Origin of the sequence: Pseudomonas sp. 10B238 (assembly GCF_000970615.1) — a bacterium.
Classification (GTDB): domain Bacteria; phylum Pseudomonadota; class Gammaproteobacteria; order Pseudomonadales; family Pseudomonadaceae; genus Stutzerimonas.
Genome location: NZ_KQ033934.1, coordinates 235,038 through 249,259, shown reverse-complemented (window position 1 = coordinate 249,259; position 14,222 = coordinate 235,038). Strand labels below are relative to the sequence as shown.

General features: G+C 51.6%; 11 protein-coding genes and 1 pseudogene. 6 read left to right on the top strand and 6 right to left on the bottom strand.

Going from position 1 to position 14,222, the window contains the following annotated elements; genetic code table 11:
- Positions 1-17: 17 nt before the first annotated feature.
- Both tnpC and RT21_RS23620 read right to left on the bottom strand, forming a co-directional pair.
- Complete coding sequence (tnpC, locus tag RT21_RS14185; RefSeq protein WP_003292676.1) at positions 18-380, bottom strand: Tn3 family transposase post-transcriptional regulator TnpC; 363 nt, start codon at positions 378-380, stop codon at positions 18-20.
- Positions 377-553 (bottom strand): hypothetical protein, encoded by a 177-nt coding sequence (locus RT21_RS23620; protein ID WP_003292677.1) that lies wholly within the window; start codon positions 551-553, stop codon positions 377-379. Before RT21_RS23620 ends, tnpC begins: the two co-directional genes overlap by 4 nt.
- A gap of 63 nt (positions 554-616) precedes the next feature.
- Here RT21_RS23620 and RT21_RS23615 point away from each other — a divergent pair, with 63 nt between their 5' ends.
- The 6 genes and pseudogenes from RT21_RS23615 to RT21_RS14155 all read left to right on the top strand — a co-directional run.
- On the top strand, positions 617-865 hold the full coding sequence (locus RT21_RS23615) for a hypothetical protein (RefSeq protein ID WP_101153433.1): 249 nt from the start codon (positions 617-619) through the stop codon (positions 863-865).
- A 478-nt stretch (positions 866-1,343) separates the two neighbouring features.
- A complete protein-coding gene (locus RT21_RS14175; RefSeq protein ID WP_015275579.1) occupies positions 1,344-3,002 on the top strand; it encodes an ATP-dependent nuclease in 1,659 nt (552 codons plus the stop codon).
- Entirely contained in the window at positions 2,995-4,179 is a 1,185-nt protein-coding gene (locus RT21_RS14170) for a UvrD-helicase domain-containing protein (RefSeq protein WP_003292679.1), read from the top strand. Before RT21_RS14175 ends, RT21_RS14170 begins: the two co-directional genes overlap by 8 nt.
- Before the next feature lie 73 nt (positions 4,180-4,252).
- Complete coding sequence (locus RT21_RS14165) at positions 4,253-4,531, top strand: BPSL0761 family protein (protein ID WP_015275580.1); 279 nt, start codon at positions 4,253-4,255, stop codon at positions 4,529-4,531.
- Between the two features lie 212 nt (positions 4,532-4,743).
- Positions 4,744-7,269 carry an ATP-dependent helicase HrpB gene (hrpB, locus tag RT21_RS14160; RefSeq protein ID WP_003292681.1) on the top strand — a complete coding sequence of 842 codons (2,526 nt, stop codon included), beginning with the start codon at positions 4,744-4,746 and terminating at the stop codon, positions 7,267-7,269.
- Positions 7,270-7,493: 224 nt separating this feature from the next.
- Positions 7,494-7,697: pseudogene (locus RT21_RS14155) on the top strand (chemotaxis protein); the annotation flags it as partial.
- Between the two features lie 78 nt (positions 7,698-7,775).
- Here RT21_RS14155 and RT21_RS14150 read toward each other — a convergent pair.
- From RT21_RS14150 to RT21_RS14135, 4 genes are read right to left on the bottom strand one after another with little or no spacing between them, the layout of a single operon-like run.
- On the bottom strand, positions 7,776-9,245 hold the full coding sequence (locus tag RT21_RS14150) for a tyrosine-type recombinase/integrase (RefSeq protein ID WP_063613243.1): 1,470 nt from the start codon (positions 9,243-9,245) through the stop codon (positions 7,776-7,778).
- Positions 9,242-9,850 (bottom strand): hypothetical protein, encoded by a 609-nt coding sequence (locus RT21_RS14145; RefSeq protein ID WP_015275582.1) that lies wholly within the window; start codon positions 9,848-9,850, stop codon positions 9,242-9,244. Before RT21_RS14145 ends, RT21_RS14150 begins: the two co-directional genes overlap by 4 nt.
- A complete protein-coding gene (locus RT21_RS14140; protein ID WP_015275583.1) occupies positions 9,851-11,947 on the bottom strand; it encodes a phage integrase in 2,097 nt (698 codons plus the stop codon).
- Positions 11,937-13,898: a hypothetical protein gene (locus tag RT21_RS14135; RefSeq protein ID WP_138407004.1), complete on the bottom strand. Its 1,962-nt coding sequence runs from the start codon at positions 13,896-13,898 to the stop codon at positions 11,937-11,939. The genes RT21_RS14140 and RT21_RS14135 overlap by 11 nt, the downstream gene beginning before the upstream one ends.
- Between the last annotated feature and the right edge of the window lie 324 nt (positions 13,899-14,222).

Genomic DNA, 14,222 nt, shown 5'->3' with positions numbered 1-14,222 from the left:
GAAATCGGCGAGAGCGCTCATGCCTCGTGCTGTGGAGCAAGATTGATCAGCGGCGCAATGATGAGCTGAGCGGAGCGCGCCCAAGAAACCAGTGCCTCAAGATCCATCTGTAGAGATTGGGCTTCTGTCCAGATACAAGCACTCTCGGCAGGCACCGTAAGAGCGATGCCCTCAACTATCGTCAGAGCCATCGCATGCAATCTCAGTAGCTCGTCGCGAATGGAGGTGATTCCACCCAGTTCCACCAAGCAGACGTCCAAGCGATCAACCAGCCGGAGCAGTTGAGAGGTGTCGAAGCTGTCGCGCAGGTTTTCCAACGCCACGGCGTCCACTTCGCCGTACGGTGTAAGGCGGAAGGATGCGGGAGGAATGTTGATCATGGCGTTTTCTCGGTATCTAGCTGGCTAGGTCTGATCACCCGCAGCGAGCCGGCAGCTTGTTGGAACACCGAGTCCTTGATCCAGGGCTCCGGTGGCCGGTTTAGCTTGAGGTTGAATTCGCCGAAGCGCTTGAGGTTGCTGGTCAGGTAGAGTGGTTGGGCCCCCTTCAGCATACATAGCGGAACTGGTGTAGACGACTAGCCCTGAGCTAGGCCTTGGGCTTTCAAGCAGCTCCAATGATCGGCACTGAAGTGCTAGGGAGCGGATTACTTCTAAAATTCTGGCTAACACGCTCACACTTAAAAACGCTTCTGGATATGCTGGAAAAAGGCAAGCCAAGCAGGCGAAAAATTGACACTAACTACTTTCAATACAATGGTTATTTCTTGGGATATAACTCTTCTAAAGATAATGCCGGTAAATACGGATTTGAAGAAAGCCCTGCTGAAATCAAGCAAAAAGTGAAAGAGCTTTTACTAATCTAGCTCGGTCGAACAAACTAGGTCTATTGCTCGTTGAGTGATCGTCTCTGAGCATTTTAACTGCTGCCGTTGCTGGCAGCCATGAGTCAAAAATTGCACTCAACGACAGGCAGCTTTTGGCCGACAGGTGCCTGTCGTCACCGGCTGCAATCGGCCGAGGCTGTGTAAAAACGTTTTCGAGCGCGACAGGTACTCAAAACCGGACTGGAAATCGCGCATCTGGGCGAAATCCACATCTGCTGAGGTGCCGAAAAATTTCAGATTTCACGTAGACGCGCGCACTTCAATTTTGACGAAGCGTTTTTACACACTCTGGGCCAAAAGCAGGCATTAGATGTGACCACGGCACTCGAGGTGATTCAAAACTGCTCTAGACGTTCGTCTTCAGCTGATAGCCATATGGACAGCACACACCACCCAAGGTACGGTTCATTTGCCATGGTAATACGCCATTATCAAGCGATGCCTAGAGGGATTTAGAGTGCACGTTAAAGCCATCAAGCTGATCAACTTCAAAAAATTTCGCGACGAACTTCTAGAATTCAACGACGACGTCAATATTTTCGTCGGCGACAACAATGCTGGTAAAAGCACAATCTTGGAAGCGTTAGAAATTGTGCTCAATTACAATCATCGTGGACGGCCCTTCAACGGCGAGTTCTCCCCTGATCTTTTCAATCAGGATGCCGTCACGCGGTTTCTCGCCTCTGACTTGAGCTCCAAGCACCTGCCCAGCCTTATCATCGAAGCCTACATTGACGGTGTGCCTGAGTACCGAGGCTCGAACAACAGCCTCAAGGCTGACGCCCAGGGCGTCTTGGTACAAGCCTGTTTCGACCCGTCGCTGGAGGCCGTATACGAGAGCCACCTGCTGACCAAGCCGAACATCACCAGCATTCCGATCGAATTCTATAAGGTGGAATGGCTCGATTTCGGTTGGAATCCGATAAAACCGATCGCTAAGAAGTTTAAGGCGCTGTACATCGACCCCACACGTATCCACCCAACCATGGGGAAGAACCAGTACATTTCGAGCATTCTCAACACCGCATTGGCGAAGGAAGAGCTCGTCAAGCTGACCCTCAATTATCGTGAAAACCTGCAGGTGTTTAACAACTCCGGGGAGGTCAGGACGGTCAATGCCAGCCTTGATGCGGGTCACCTTATCACCGATAGCAAGCTCACCATTGCAGCAAGTACGTTACCTGCGGGCTCCATCCAGACCGGCCTACAGCTTGAGGTCGATGATGTGCCTTTTCACCTCATCGGCAAGGGTGAACAGAGCAATGTGCAGATTAAACTGGCCATTCAGAACAAATCCCACGACATCGATCTGGTGATGATGGAAGAGCCCGAAAATCATCTATCTCACACCAATCTGAACAAGCTTGTGCACTACATCGAAACCCAGCGAGGAGACAAGCAGCTGTTCCTGACCACCCACAGCTCGTATGTGTTGAACAAGCTGAGTATCGACAAAATTTGCCTTGTGCAGTCAGGGTACAAAAGGCTGCACACGCTAGACGCTAAAGTGGTGAAGACCCTCAAGCGTCTTCCTGGCTACGACACCTTGCGGGTGGCACTGTCGGGCAAGGTCATCCTGGTCGAGGGGCCGTCGGACGAACTGGTGCTCAAGAAAATCTACCAACGAAAACACAACCGACTGCCTGAGCAGGACGGGATAGATATCATCGTGGTACGCGGTGTAGGTTTCAAGACGTTCATCGAAGTCGGTAAAGAGATCGGCACCAAGATCCATGTGCTCAGGGATAATGACGGCGACTATAACGGTAACGTTGTACAAGGACGTCTGGAATACGCTGCGTTTCCTAACATCAAGCTGTACTCGTCGATGAACGACGCCGAATTTTCGCTTGAGCCAGCGATGATTTATGCCAACGCAGTTGACATTAAAACCCTTGACGCTTTCGCAAAGGAAGTCTTGTCGACGGAAACCTTCAATATCTACAACGCAGAGGTCTCTCTGGAGGATCGAAGGGAAAATTTGATCCGTTGGTTCAAGAGCGTAAAGGGCAACGGTAAAGGCGCTCGCAAGGTCGACTCTGCGGTCAAACTGTTCGATGGCGCACTGGACTTCAAGTACCCAGCCTTTCTAGACGAGGTGCTCGATTTTGCCTAACGAACTCTGGGTCGCAGGCGCCGGATCAGGGAAAACGCACAAGATCATTACTGAAGCCATTGAGACCATCAAGGCTGGTGGACGTGTGCTTGTAGTCACCTATACAACCAATAATCAGGCAGAGTTGCGCTCTCGTTTTGTTGAGTTGTACGGTGCTAGCAGTGAGCACTTCGTCGTCAAGGGGCTGTTCTCTTTTTACCTGGAAGATATGGTGCGTCCCTATCAGAGCGAGGTATTTCCAGATCGGATCACGACTATCTCGTTCACTGAGAACAACCCTCACTTAATATCAGGTACAACCTACTACATTGAAGGCAGAGCTGAAAAATCGGAAGATGGCACGATCAATCCACTGCATTACCTGACGCCCTGCAAAACAAAGGCGTACTCCGGGTTTTTGGCAAAGCTTGCGACCCTCATTGCGAAACTATCCAAAAATGCCCCTGCCAAGCGGTTGAAGGAGATTTATCAAAGGGTCTATTTTGATGAAGTGCAGGATTTGGTCGGTTGGGACTACGACGTGATCAAATCACTCAACAAGGTCATGGTCGACTCGATCTGTTGTGTGGGCGACTTTCGACAGACAATCTACACAACGACGTTCGGCCATAAGGCTCCGCAGACGCCTCAACAGAAGGTCGATTACTTCGTCGGGAAAATGAAGTTCGAAAAGCATTCGATGCCGAAGAATCGCAGGTGCATACAAGAAATCTGCGACCTCTCCGACACGATCCACCTGGGGCTGTATGACAAGACGGTAACAGGTGTCGAGAAAGTGCCAGACGAAATATCGCATCACCATGGCACCTTCATAGTGAAACAATCTCAGGTGAGCGATTACTTGGCAGCGTTTCAGCCTCAAGTACTGCGCTGGTCGTCCACCACCGGCACTGGATACCTACCGGGTAACCTTATCTGTTATACGTTCGGTTCCTGCAAAGGCTTAGGCTTTGATCGAGTGCTTGTGATCCCGTCAGATAAACATCTGAAGTTCATTGGCGGAAATGCCAAAGTGTTCGACAAGGATAAGACGGAGGAGTCGCGAAACAAGCTATACGTCGCGATTACCCGCGCGCGCTATAGCCTGGCCTTCCTCGTCGAGGATAAGAAGGTGAAAGGGCTCCCTTACCCCATATGGGATGGCTCTGGCGCGCTCAATGCAGTGATCGAAAAGTGAGGCGGAGAGGCTGACGACTCATGTTGAGTGACGAGAAGCCGCCTCTCCCCGCGGACATTTCAGGAGCAATACCATGACGATGGCCCATGAGCGCACCCGTAGCGTTGTTCAAACACGGGACTTCCTACAGGAGCTGGCTAGGGACACGAGCCTTCCTGAAAACGTACGGTACCAAGCAAATAATCTACTTCGGCATTACCCGACAGCAGAAGCCGTCTGGTTGGCTGGTCGAGTGGAAGAGCGATCCAAGCAAGAGCTTTCCCTATTGGCCGACAAGCATGGACCTCTACATCCGGTGTTAGTCAGCTGGCTGTTAAATGATCCGATGTTTTCGGATCACGGAGCCAGCTGAGCCGGGGCGCAACACTGGCAAGAGGATCCCCCTCGTCAGGTGTTCAAGGGGCAGATGCTGGCTGTGGCCTTGATGTCCATCATGCCGTTTAAATAGGCCCCGTTTATCTCTGAGCGGCCCGAAGGGAGCCGTGCACTGGGCGTGATTGACATACCGCCGTGCCGTAACAGCTTCCCTCGTATCTATAATTGGTGGCTCAGCTAGGAGCCATCATGAGTTTGTTGCCGATTGAATCTGTTTTGCCCGCTTTAAGAGATGCCTTGTCTGCACGTAATGAAGTTGTACTTGAGGCAGCGCCGGGGGCAGGCAAAACAACGCGAGTACCAATAGCGCTGCTGGAAGAGCCTTGGCTGGCCGACCAGACTATTGTCATGCTCGAACCACGTCGACTAGCTGCCAGAGCCGCAGCTGAGCGACTGGCGAGCGAGCTGGGAGAAAGCGTTGGGCAAACAGTCGGCTATCGAATTCGCTTGGAGAGTAAGGTCGGACCACAGACTCGAATTGAAGTAGTGACTGAAGGCATTCTTACTCGTCGGCTTCAAGACGATCCTGCCCTAGATGGCGTTGGGCTGCTCATATTTGATGAGTATCATCTGCGTAGTCTCGATGCCGATCTGGCGTTGGCCTTGTGTCTCAACGGCCGTGAGTTGTTGCGCGACGAACCGCCGCTGAAGGTGCTGCTGATGTCCGCCACGCTGGAAGGCGAGCGCCTGTCGCGCCTGCTGGACGAGGCGCCTGTGGTACGCAGCGAAGGTCGCATGTATCCGGTGGAGCAGCGTTGGGGGCGGCCGAGTCAGATCGGCGAGGCGCTCGAACCCCGGGTGGTACAGACCATGCTCCAGGCCCTGGCCGATGAACCTGGCAGCCTGCTGGTGTTCCTCCCCGGCCAGGCGGAGATTCGCCGCGTCGCCGAGCAGTTGGCCGAGCGCCTCGCTGGCCGGTCAGAGATCCTGCTCTGCCCGCTCCACGGTGAACTGGACCTCGCTGCCCAGCGCGCGGCCATCGAGCCGGCACCGGCGGGCAAGCGCAAGGTGGTGCTGGCCACCAACATCGCCGAGACCAGCCTGACCATCGATGGCGTGCGCGTGGTGGTGGACGCGGGCCTGGAGCGTGTACCGCGCTTCGACCCGGCCAGTGGCATGACTCGCCTGGACACCCAGCGTATTTCCCGCTCCTCCGCGACCCAGCGTGCCGGCCGTGCCGGCCGTCTGCAGCCGGGTGCCTGCTACCGGCTCTGGTCTGAGGCCCAGCATGAGCAACTGGCCGCCCACGGGAGCGCGGAAATCCTCCAGGCCGACCTTGCCGGACTGGCGTTGCAACTGGCGCGCTGGGGGATTGGTGATCCCAATGAACTGGCCTGGCTCGATCCGCCGCCCACGGCTGCCTACGCCCAGGGCCGTGACCTGCTGCAACGCCTCGGCGCACTGGCCGACGATGGCAACTTGACCCGCCATGGCCAGGCCATGGCCGAACTGCCCGCCCATCCGCGCATTGCCCACCTGCTGTTACGTGGCCACGCCCTGGGACTCGGCGGCCTGGCCTGTGACCTCGCCGCCCTACTGGGCGAGCGCGACATCCTGCGTGGTGGCGGTGCCGACCTGCACAGCCGCCTCGCCTTGCTGGCCGGTAACGACAAGGCAGCGCGTGGCGCTCGTGGCGGCGTGCAGCGTGCTCGCCAGCTGGCGCGGCAGTTCCGTTCCTACCTGCGTGGCCCGGCCAGCGAGCCGGTGGCCGATCCGGATCACCCGCGCTGGCTCGGCTGCCTGCTGGCGTTCGCCTACCCGGACCGCATTGCCCAGCAACGTCGTGCCGGAGGGGCCGATTATCGGCTGGCCAATGGCCGTGCAGCCACCTTTGGCGAGCCGGATGCGCTGATGAAGGAGCCCTGGTTGGTGATCGCCGATCTCGGTAGCCGCCAGGGCCAGCGTGAAGAGCGCATCTATCTCGCGGCCGACCTTGATCCCGCACTGTTCGACGGCCCTCTGGCCGAACAGGTAAGGTGCCAGGACCTGCTCGACTGGGAAGAGCGCGAAGGTGTGCTGCGCGCCGAACGTCAGGTGAAAGTGGGTGAGTTGGTGCTGGCCCGCGAAGCCCTTGCCGAACTGGATGACGAGGCCCGCTCGCGTGCGCTGCTCGGTCTGGTGCGACGCAAGGGGCTGGAGCTGCTGCCGTGGAGTGCGGAGCTGCGCCAGTGGCAGGCGCGGGTGGCGCTGCTGCGCCGACTGGACCTGGCCGACACGGGCAGCAGCGAATGGCCAGACCTCTCCGACGCGGCGCTTCTGGCCAGCCTGGAGGAGTGGCTGCAGCCCTGGCTGGGCAAGGTCAGCCGCCTCAGCCATTTCGCCAACCTCGACCTCGCCGGCATCCTCCATGGCCTGCTGCCCTGGCCGCTGCCGCAACGCCTCGACGAGCTGGCGCCGCGTACGCTGGAAGTGCCCTCCGGCTCGCGCATCCGCCTCGACTACAGCGACGAGATGCCGGTTCTCGCGGTGCGCCTCCAAGAGCTGTTCGGCCTCGCCGACACTCCGCGCATCGCCGGTGGCCGTCAGGGCGTCAAGCTGCACCTGCTGTCCCCGGCCCAGCGCCCGGTGCAGGTCACCCAGGACCTGGCGAGTTTCTGGCGCAATACCTACGCGGAAGTGAAGAAAGATTTACGAGGTAGGTACCCTAAGCATTACTGGCCTGAGGACCCGCTTGTGGCCCAGGCTACAGCTAGAGCTAAGCCGCGAAAATCGTAGGCTGTTGCTCAATGCGGGCGTGTGAACCGGAACCCAGTGTTGCCTCGAGAGCAACGCAGGTTGGCTCTCTGTTGAGTGTGCCAGTCAACCGGCGTACTAGGGCCGTGCGAGTTTTACCGTATTGCCATTCGTAGAGTCGACGTGCCCGTTTTTTGCAGATTTCGGCCCTTTGTAAATGTGTGCTCCGGAACTTAAGCGACGGTTCACCCTTGACACCCTAGTGGAGGATCATAGATGTCGTGGACTTTGGCGGCATCGACCATGCATTCCTGGTTGATCACAACGGCCAAGTGATCTTCAGCCTTGACAAGGGTCAGGTGATGACGAACCTCAAGGACATCTATCCGGACAGAGCCCTACGGATTGAGTCGGGCATTCAGGATGCCACCTTGCACGGGCAGGAGCGGATTGTCTCTTTCGCCCCAGTGAACGACCGGTAAACGTCGTCGTCATTAGACACGCGCTTTATGGACGCTTCGGCAGTGAAGCGAGTTGTATCGCAACATTCAAAGGTGGTTATGCCAATGCTCCCAGCTTTTGACTGACTCCGTATTCTCTTCCTCTTCCTCTTCCTTTGTCTCTTTCTTGAGATCTTCTTGCCGAAGTTGCTTTAGCTTCTCCAGTTCACGCACGTACTCGTCAACTGGCATACCATTTTTTAATGCGTTCAGAAGTAGCTCCTCGGCCTGGTCATATATACGGTTAGTCCTGATTATATGGGCAGATGAAACGATGTCTTCGTATCCATCAAGTTTGGCGAATGCAAGATGAATATACCGTTCTACCGAGAGGGGATCTTTGTGGCCAGTCCACAGCATGACGTCGTAAAGAAACTTTTTGCTATTAAGCAGGGCGCTTCTGAAGTCGTCCTTTTGCTTGAACTTGTGTCTTTTGATTAGGAGTACGAAAAGATTGGTGATGAAAGCATGGCGGAACATGTGTGCACAGACTTTTTCTTCGATGCCGGCGTGACTTCTAAGTTGAATCATTTCATTCGTAATACTGCAGGCACCGAGCGGCTTACCAGTCTTTTCTTGAACAAAGAGTCTGTCGTGATCCGTGTCCTTGAAGTTGCGAAGAGATATTCTGCGGGCAAACTGAATATATTTCTTAGCTTCGCTTAGTACCACTCTTGAAATCGGGATAAAACGCTCGGAATAGGTTCCACGTTTCAAGGTTCGCAGACGTAGCAATGGGAACGACATGTTCATGGCATTACGTATGTCCGAAACGGTAATTTCAATTATCTCGCTGCGTCGAGCGCCCGTATGCTCAAGCAAGGAAATCACCAGATTCCGTCGAAGTTGAAGGTGTCTCGATGGGTGGATTTTGTTTGCTGAATCTCGCAAAAGCTTTATATGTTCGCTCGGGATCGGATCGCGCGTGTGGTAGCGCGTTCCAGATACATGAAGAGAGTGGTGATGCAGATAACTCCGCTTTATCGTTCTTCCTGAGCGCGTTGTGATAGTAAATGTTTTCATTACGGCGCGGATGGTTCCATTCTCTGATACAAATGCATCGTCGCCATAAAGACGTCCTACGAATTGCAAAAAATCTAGACAGATCCTACCAATTGCTAGGAGTGTAGTTTCGGTGCGCCTATTTACAGTGGGATCGTTGACAGATCGCTCCTTTCTTAATTCGTCAATGAAGTCTGAGAACTGTTGGTCAGACAGTCCTATAAAGTCAGTTCGGTATCTGAAGCAGTAGCGAACTAGTGGGCTTATTTTGGATGCATACTCCCCAATGCTTCCGCCTTTACCGCCGTGCCTTGATAGGCCTTTTCCACCTCGGCCAGGGCGGTCACGTAGTGCGAGCATGTAGAGATTTGCGACGTTATTGGGCGTGCCATCAGGCCAACAGCAAAACGGCAGGCCAGAACCATCTTTTGTTATAGTACTTCCATGCGCATGGTAGCTAAAGAGTGTTAGCTCTTTAAGTGGTTTAAATAGTTGTTGGCGAAGGTGGTTTGTCACTTGCGATACTCCTCCAGTCGCGTAACTCGCCCGTCTCCGGAAGAAGGGGAGGGGGGGGGTGGCTGTTCTGGAGGGAGGCTCAGTAGAGCAGTAAGTGCCTGAACGGCATCGCTTGCCCGCTTTTCAAGTAGAGCGGGATCTAGATTGCTACGTATATTTCTTAACTCGTTAATTGCCAGGCTTAATCCCTGGAGGAGGACCATGTTGGCGCAGCGCTGCTTATCAAGTCTCTCCTCTAGTTCAGTTACTAGTCGCGAAAGTCCGGACTTAGTGCGTTTTGTTGAAGTGGCCTCTTTGCTGCCATTGACCTTCTCAATGGCCCTCAATGCCGCTAGGCGGAGGGTATCAAGTTCCTTAAATCCTCCCTTGAACTGTAAGTTGGCGTGAGATTTTAAAGTGTTGATGCTCATTGGGGATTTTGACTTTATAGCCCCTGAGTCCTCGAAATTGAATTCGAGCTTGGCTAGCGCTCCTTGGCTTCTGAGAGCCTTTAGAATGTTCTCGTTTTTGGAAAAATAGTCAGGATTACGGTAGATTAGCTTTAAAAGTTCACTGGTTATTAATGTGGCGCTAGCATGTGGCTCTAGGTCGGAGATTTTTTTCATTTAGTCTGTGCTCTGAATTTTTACTACCACGCGCATATGTTGGCCGGTTTCGTCTGTGAAAAACTCTGGCTCAATCTGGACTTTCCCTGTCTTTATCATGTCGGTGATTGCGTCTTCAAGTTCAGCAGTGTCTACTAGAGCAAAATTATCTGTGTTGTAACGAATTTTTAGTATTTCGGCTAGATCTTCGTAAGCAGTGATATCGCCATTATGCAAGCTTTCTGCTATGAACTGAGCCTTAGCGCTACGCAAAACTGCACCATCAGTGGACTCAGTAATGTAATTCCAAACATGCTGCATGTCGGTGTGCCCGAGCATCCACTGCAGTGTCTCCAGTCCTCCAAAACTGCTCGAGTGGAAGAATACCATGGAGAAAAAGCGTCGAAGTTGATGTTGTCGGATATAGTACCTTTCTCCTTTTGAATTTAGTGGTAGTTCGAAATAATCGCACAACAAGTCTAGGTTTCTATTGTAGGCATACATTGTTTGCTGACTAAGCCCGGCATTTCCGAGGAGTCCGGGGGGGGCAAAGAGGCTAGTCATTTCAGTTATGAATCCGCTTTTTAAAAGTCTCTGCTGCATGGAAATTAAGTTTTTAATCATTTTTACGGCAATGGGTTCGATTGGGCGTGCTTGGCGTTGTCTTATGCCGAACAGGTTGGATGTGCTTTTTCTATTTAAGAAGATCAACCATCTTTCGCTTTTATCTAGGCAGTCAGTCGAGTGCAAATCGAGCATTTCTCCTATTCGGCGAGCCATGATTGTTCCAACTACCATCTGGACACATCCAATATAGATGCGTAAGCACTCAATCAGTCCCACATTATTTCTGAGTTCTATGAAGTAATTTGACTGCTTTCTCAGTGCGCCGTGCCTAATAGACACCGTTTGACATACAAGCCCAAGCTTCCTAATTCCCATGTCGATAAGCTCAGGGGGCATAATGTCTTGTAACTCTCCATTGGTAAGTTGCGTAGGGGCAATTCCATTGAGGTTGCAATGCTCTGCCATGCGGCAGAAACCTTCTATTAGAAGTTCTCCATACTTGAAATGGTACTCGATTGATTTTCTGAAGGCGTCTCTCACTATTGGGTACGGCAGCGTCCGAAACCGAGCAGCTTCAGAGAGTGATGGTTCATAATCAAGTATCTGCTTCAGCTCTGATACTTCGGGAGCTGGAAGCCCAATTTCATGAAGAATTCCAAGGTTGTATGTTAAAAATCTGTAGGCGCGAAATGGACCGGATGTCATTGCTTCATGGTCACCTGTCCTGACCGATGAACCGGGATACTCTCTCGATATTATTTCTCTCTCATTATCAGTATAGAATTCTAATGAGCTTAATGTTTTTAGTTTTAGATGCCCGCCTTTCAGTGTGTTGGCATAAAGCGATTTCGCTAGCTGCAAGGTGTTAGGGGTGCGGACTCCAGCAGTTGATCTTTTTTTATAATATCCATGCAAATGCAAGGCAGCTCTTGCATAAGGTATTAAATCAAAAGGTATTTCCAGGTGATGCTCATCTAGTTGTTCGTCAGTCACAATGCGCATTCGTGGATATTGATCTAGAATGCTATCGAGTTCGATAGAACTGGAAGTGTTTATTAAGCTTAAACAAAATTTGCTGATAGTCTTGGTCCACTCGTAAACCGACTCTTCCGAACCGTTGACGCTTGAGAAGACGTCTAGCATTCTCTTCATGTGATGGCTGTTGATTCCAGCCAATCCGAATCTGGATAGCTGATATTCTTTTGCATTCAGAAGAATGTAATCGGCAACGTGAATGGCCCTGTTAAACATCGTCATCTGTGCGGCTAGTGAACCTAATTCGATCGCCGATCCTCGAACAGAACGTGTAGATGTTGTTAAAAAATACTTTAGCCCGTCTAGTAATGGCTTGTTTTTTTGGGCAAGCAGAGAAGTTTCGTCGTCTAATGTAATGTCCCAGTTGATCGTGTTGGGGGTCGCAAAATTGAAATCATATTTCCATATGTGCAAGTCGAAATCACTCAGCAACCAACTTGATTTTTTGTATTCTGTCCTAGGGTCGGTGTAGAACGCTTTTAGGAAGTCTAGCTCTGCTGGTAATTCAACATTCATATATCAACTTCTCCATTCTGCGGGGGTTACACCTCTGCTCGGCGACATAAAGGTGGTCTTTCAGTAGTGCGTCATTATCCCTTCTGATCTCGGCAACAACGGCCTTCGTTAGATCTGCCCAGTATCGTGCTACTCCTGTCACTTCTTCGGGTCGTTCCGCTGTAGCCACTGCTTTCTCTAATGATACGAGGGCGGTCATTATCCCTGGATCCACTGAGATGTAGACCTCTGAGTACTGATTCGCTGAATAGGGTTCAGTTGTTTGAGTGTTCTCCGGGTTGACCAGGTGGTCAGGGATGTCTTTTAGTGCATGGTTCTTAAGAAATAGATTTAACTCTTCCATTGTCTCGAAGTCTGCGGCCTCTATGAGGAAGCTGCTATCTTTCATCGCGTCACAGATTAAGCCGCGCTGAAAAATTCTTATCCAGCGGGCTTGGAAGAAGGCTAGTATTGACTCCGGCAGGTAGTGAGAAAGTTGCAGGCAGTCGTGGTTTGCGTGGCCGAGCGCTTTGGACATGGCTTCGACGCTTTGGGTTTTTAAATATACCTCTACCCCACATGAGGCTCGAAGACTAGAAAGGGTGACTCGAGATAAGAAATTTTTTAGTTCAGTACCCCTCAAGGAAGTATGATTTGAAAATTGTTGTGCAAGTCGTTCAAAAATCCGTGTGTGTTTATCGAATAGCGCTTTGTTCCAAGTCGGAATTACAGCGCTCCGCGGGTGACCGAAACCCTTCCCGCAGGTCAGGAATAACTCCTTCCATCGGCTGTCGCCAATTCCCTTGAGATATTTTCTTAACGGTGCTGTGATCTTTATTACTTCGAAGATTCGCTTTGTTGAGTTCGCGTTTAGTTGTATTTTCTGCTCGCTTAGCTTTCCACCTCTTCTATCCTTGAAGCCGACCAACTGATACCCGGTGTCGGTTTTCACAAAGCCGGATCTTCTACCTTTGTCGTCATACAAACGAAAATTCTTAAGGAAAGATTCTGTGATCTCATTGTGCTCTGCTACCAGTAAGCATTGGTAGGGATAAAGAGTGCCAGCAGCCGGAAGTCCAAGTATATTTGCGACATCAGCAGATAATATGGTGTATCCGTATTGGTGTTCGAAGTCCATGCGCGAGGATGGAAAGCCGTTGCTTTGAAAAATCGCGCAAATTGATTCGTGATCGTAACTCCGACGCTGCCAGCCTTTTCGAGGTTTGATTTCCGAGGAGTTTATCCGTGTGGTTGCGAGTATACGAAGTTGGACTCTCGAGTAAAGTTCATTGGCTTGTTCTGTTGCCCAGGATTTTACGGTTTCGATGTCTTTGTGGATACTTTTGAATAATATTTCTATTGCCTCGTTATCAGTTATTTCGAGAGGGACTCTAGTGATAAGTTTTTCATGGATTTCCACCCCCTCATCAGACACGGACACTCTTGTTTGCGCTCTGTGTTGTTTGGGGCGGATGGGCCGTGGTAGTCCATCCCCAAAAGGGGTTGCCCAAACTCCTGATTGTATAAAGGCCTCTTCGCAGTTCGATATGAACCTGTTCCACGTTTTTATCTGGGTTGGTATATTTAGATTTTCTCTATATGCGGTTAAGAAGTGCTCCTTCATGAAGTGCAAAAAGAATGATTTTATATTTTCTGGGTTTTGGAAGGTTGTAGTTGGCCACTCCAAAGAGTTCTTCGATAAATAGCTGGCCAGCTTGTTGCACAATGTGGTGTTGCATCTTGCTTGCTTGGCCGAAAAAGTCTTCCATGTCCGGTAGTACTCTTCTGTAAACTCAGGGCCATGGGAGTGCCATAGTTCTCCCAGCGCGAGAAAACTTGGTACTCCTTTTAGGGAGTCGACTTGCCATCCGTTCCAATAGCGCAAGGCCAATGGGTTCAATTTTTTCTGCTGGGAATCCCAGAGTTCTTTCCCTTCTTCGAGGTCGGCCATCAAATAGTCGAAATTGGGCATGCCTGGAATTTCGTCGCGCAGACTTGTAAGTGTTTCTACGAAACGTCGAGCCCAGCGAATCCGAACAGGCTCTTTGCTATCGGCCAAAGTTCTTGATCGCAATGCACCGACAAAACCGATGATGATCGGCTCGCAGCTTCGACTCGACAGATGGACGTAGGAGAGTTCTGCCTCGATGAGTTGGAGGTAGCACTCGAGCAGCTTCAGCGGAACGTTAATCAACTCCGACGACGCGTGGGTTTGAAAGGCCTTGGCTAGGGGCTCCGAAATTTTTCGGAATGGATAGTTGGGTAAGAACAGGGTGCTGCTGATGATTGTCAACGA

Coding starts and splice junctions, on each gene's coding strand:
- RT21_RS23615 (WP_101153433.1), top strand. CDS start 617: ATGATCGGCACTGAAGTGCTAGGGAGCGGATTACTTCTAAAATTCTGG.
- RT21_RS14140 (WP_015275583.1), bottom strand. CDS start 11,947: ATGAATGTTGAATTACCAGCAGAGCTAGACTTCCTAAAAGCGTTCTAC.
- RT21_RS14165 (WP_015275580.1), top strand. CDS start 4,253: ATGACGATGGCCCATGAGCGCACCCGTAGCGTTGTTCAAACACGGGAC.
- RT21_RS23620 (WP_003292677.1), bottom strand. CDS start 553: ATGCTGAAGGGGGCCCAACCACTCTACCTGACCAGCAACCTCAAGCGC.
- RT21_RS14135 (WP_138407004.1), bottom strand. CDS start 13,898: ATGCCCAATTTCGACTATTTGATGGCCGACCTCGAAGAAGGGAAAGAA.
- tnpC (WP_003292676.1), bottom strand. CDS start 380: ATGATCAACATTCCTCCCGCATCCTTCCGCCTTACACCGTACGGCGAA.
- hrpB (WP_003292681.1), top strand. CDS start 4,744: ATGAGTTTGTTGCCGATTGAATCTGTTTTGCCCGCTTTAAGAGATGCC.
- RT21_RS14145 (WP_015275582.1), bottom strand. CDS start 9,850: ATGAAAAAAATCTCCGACCTAGAGCCACATGCTAGCGCCACATTAATA.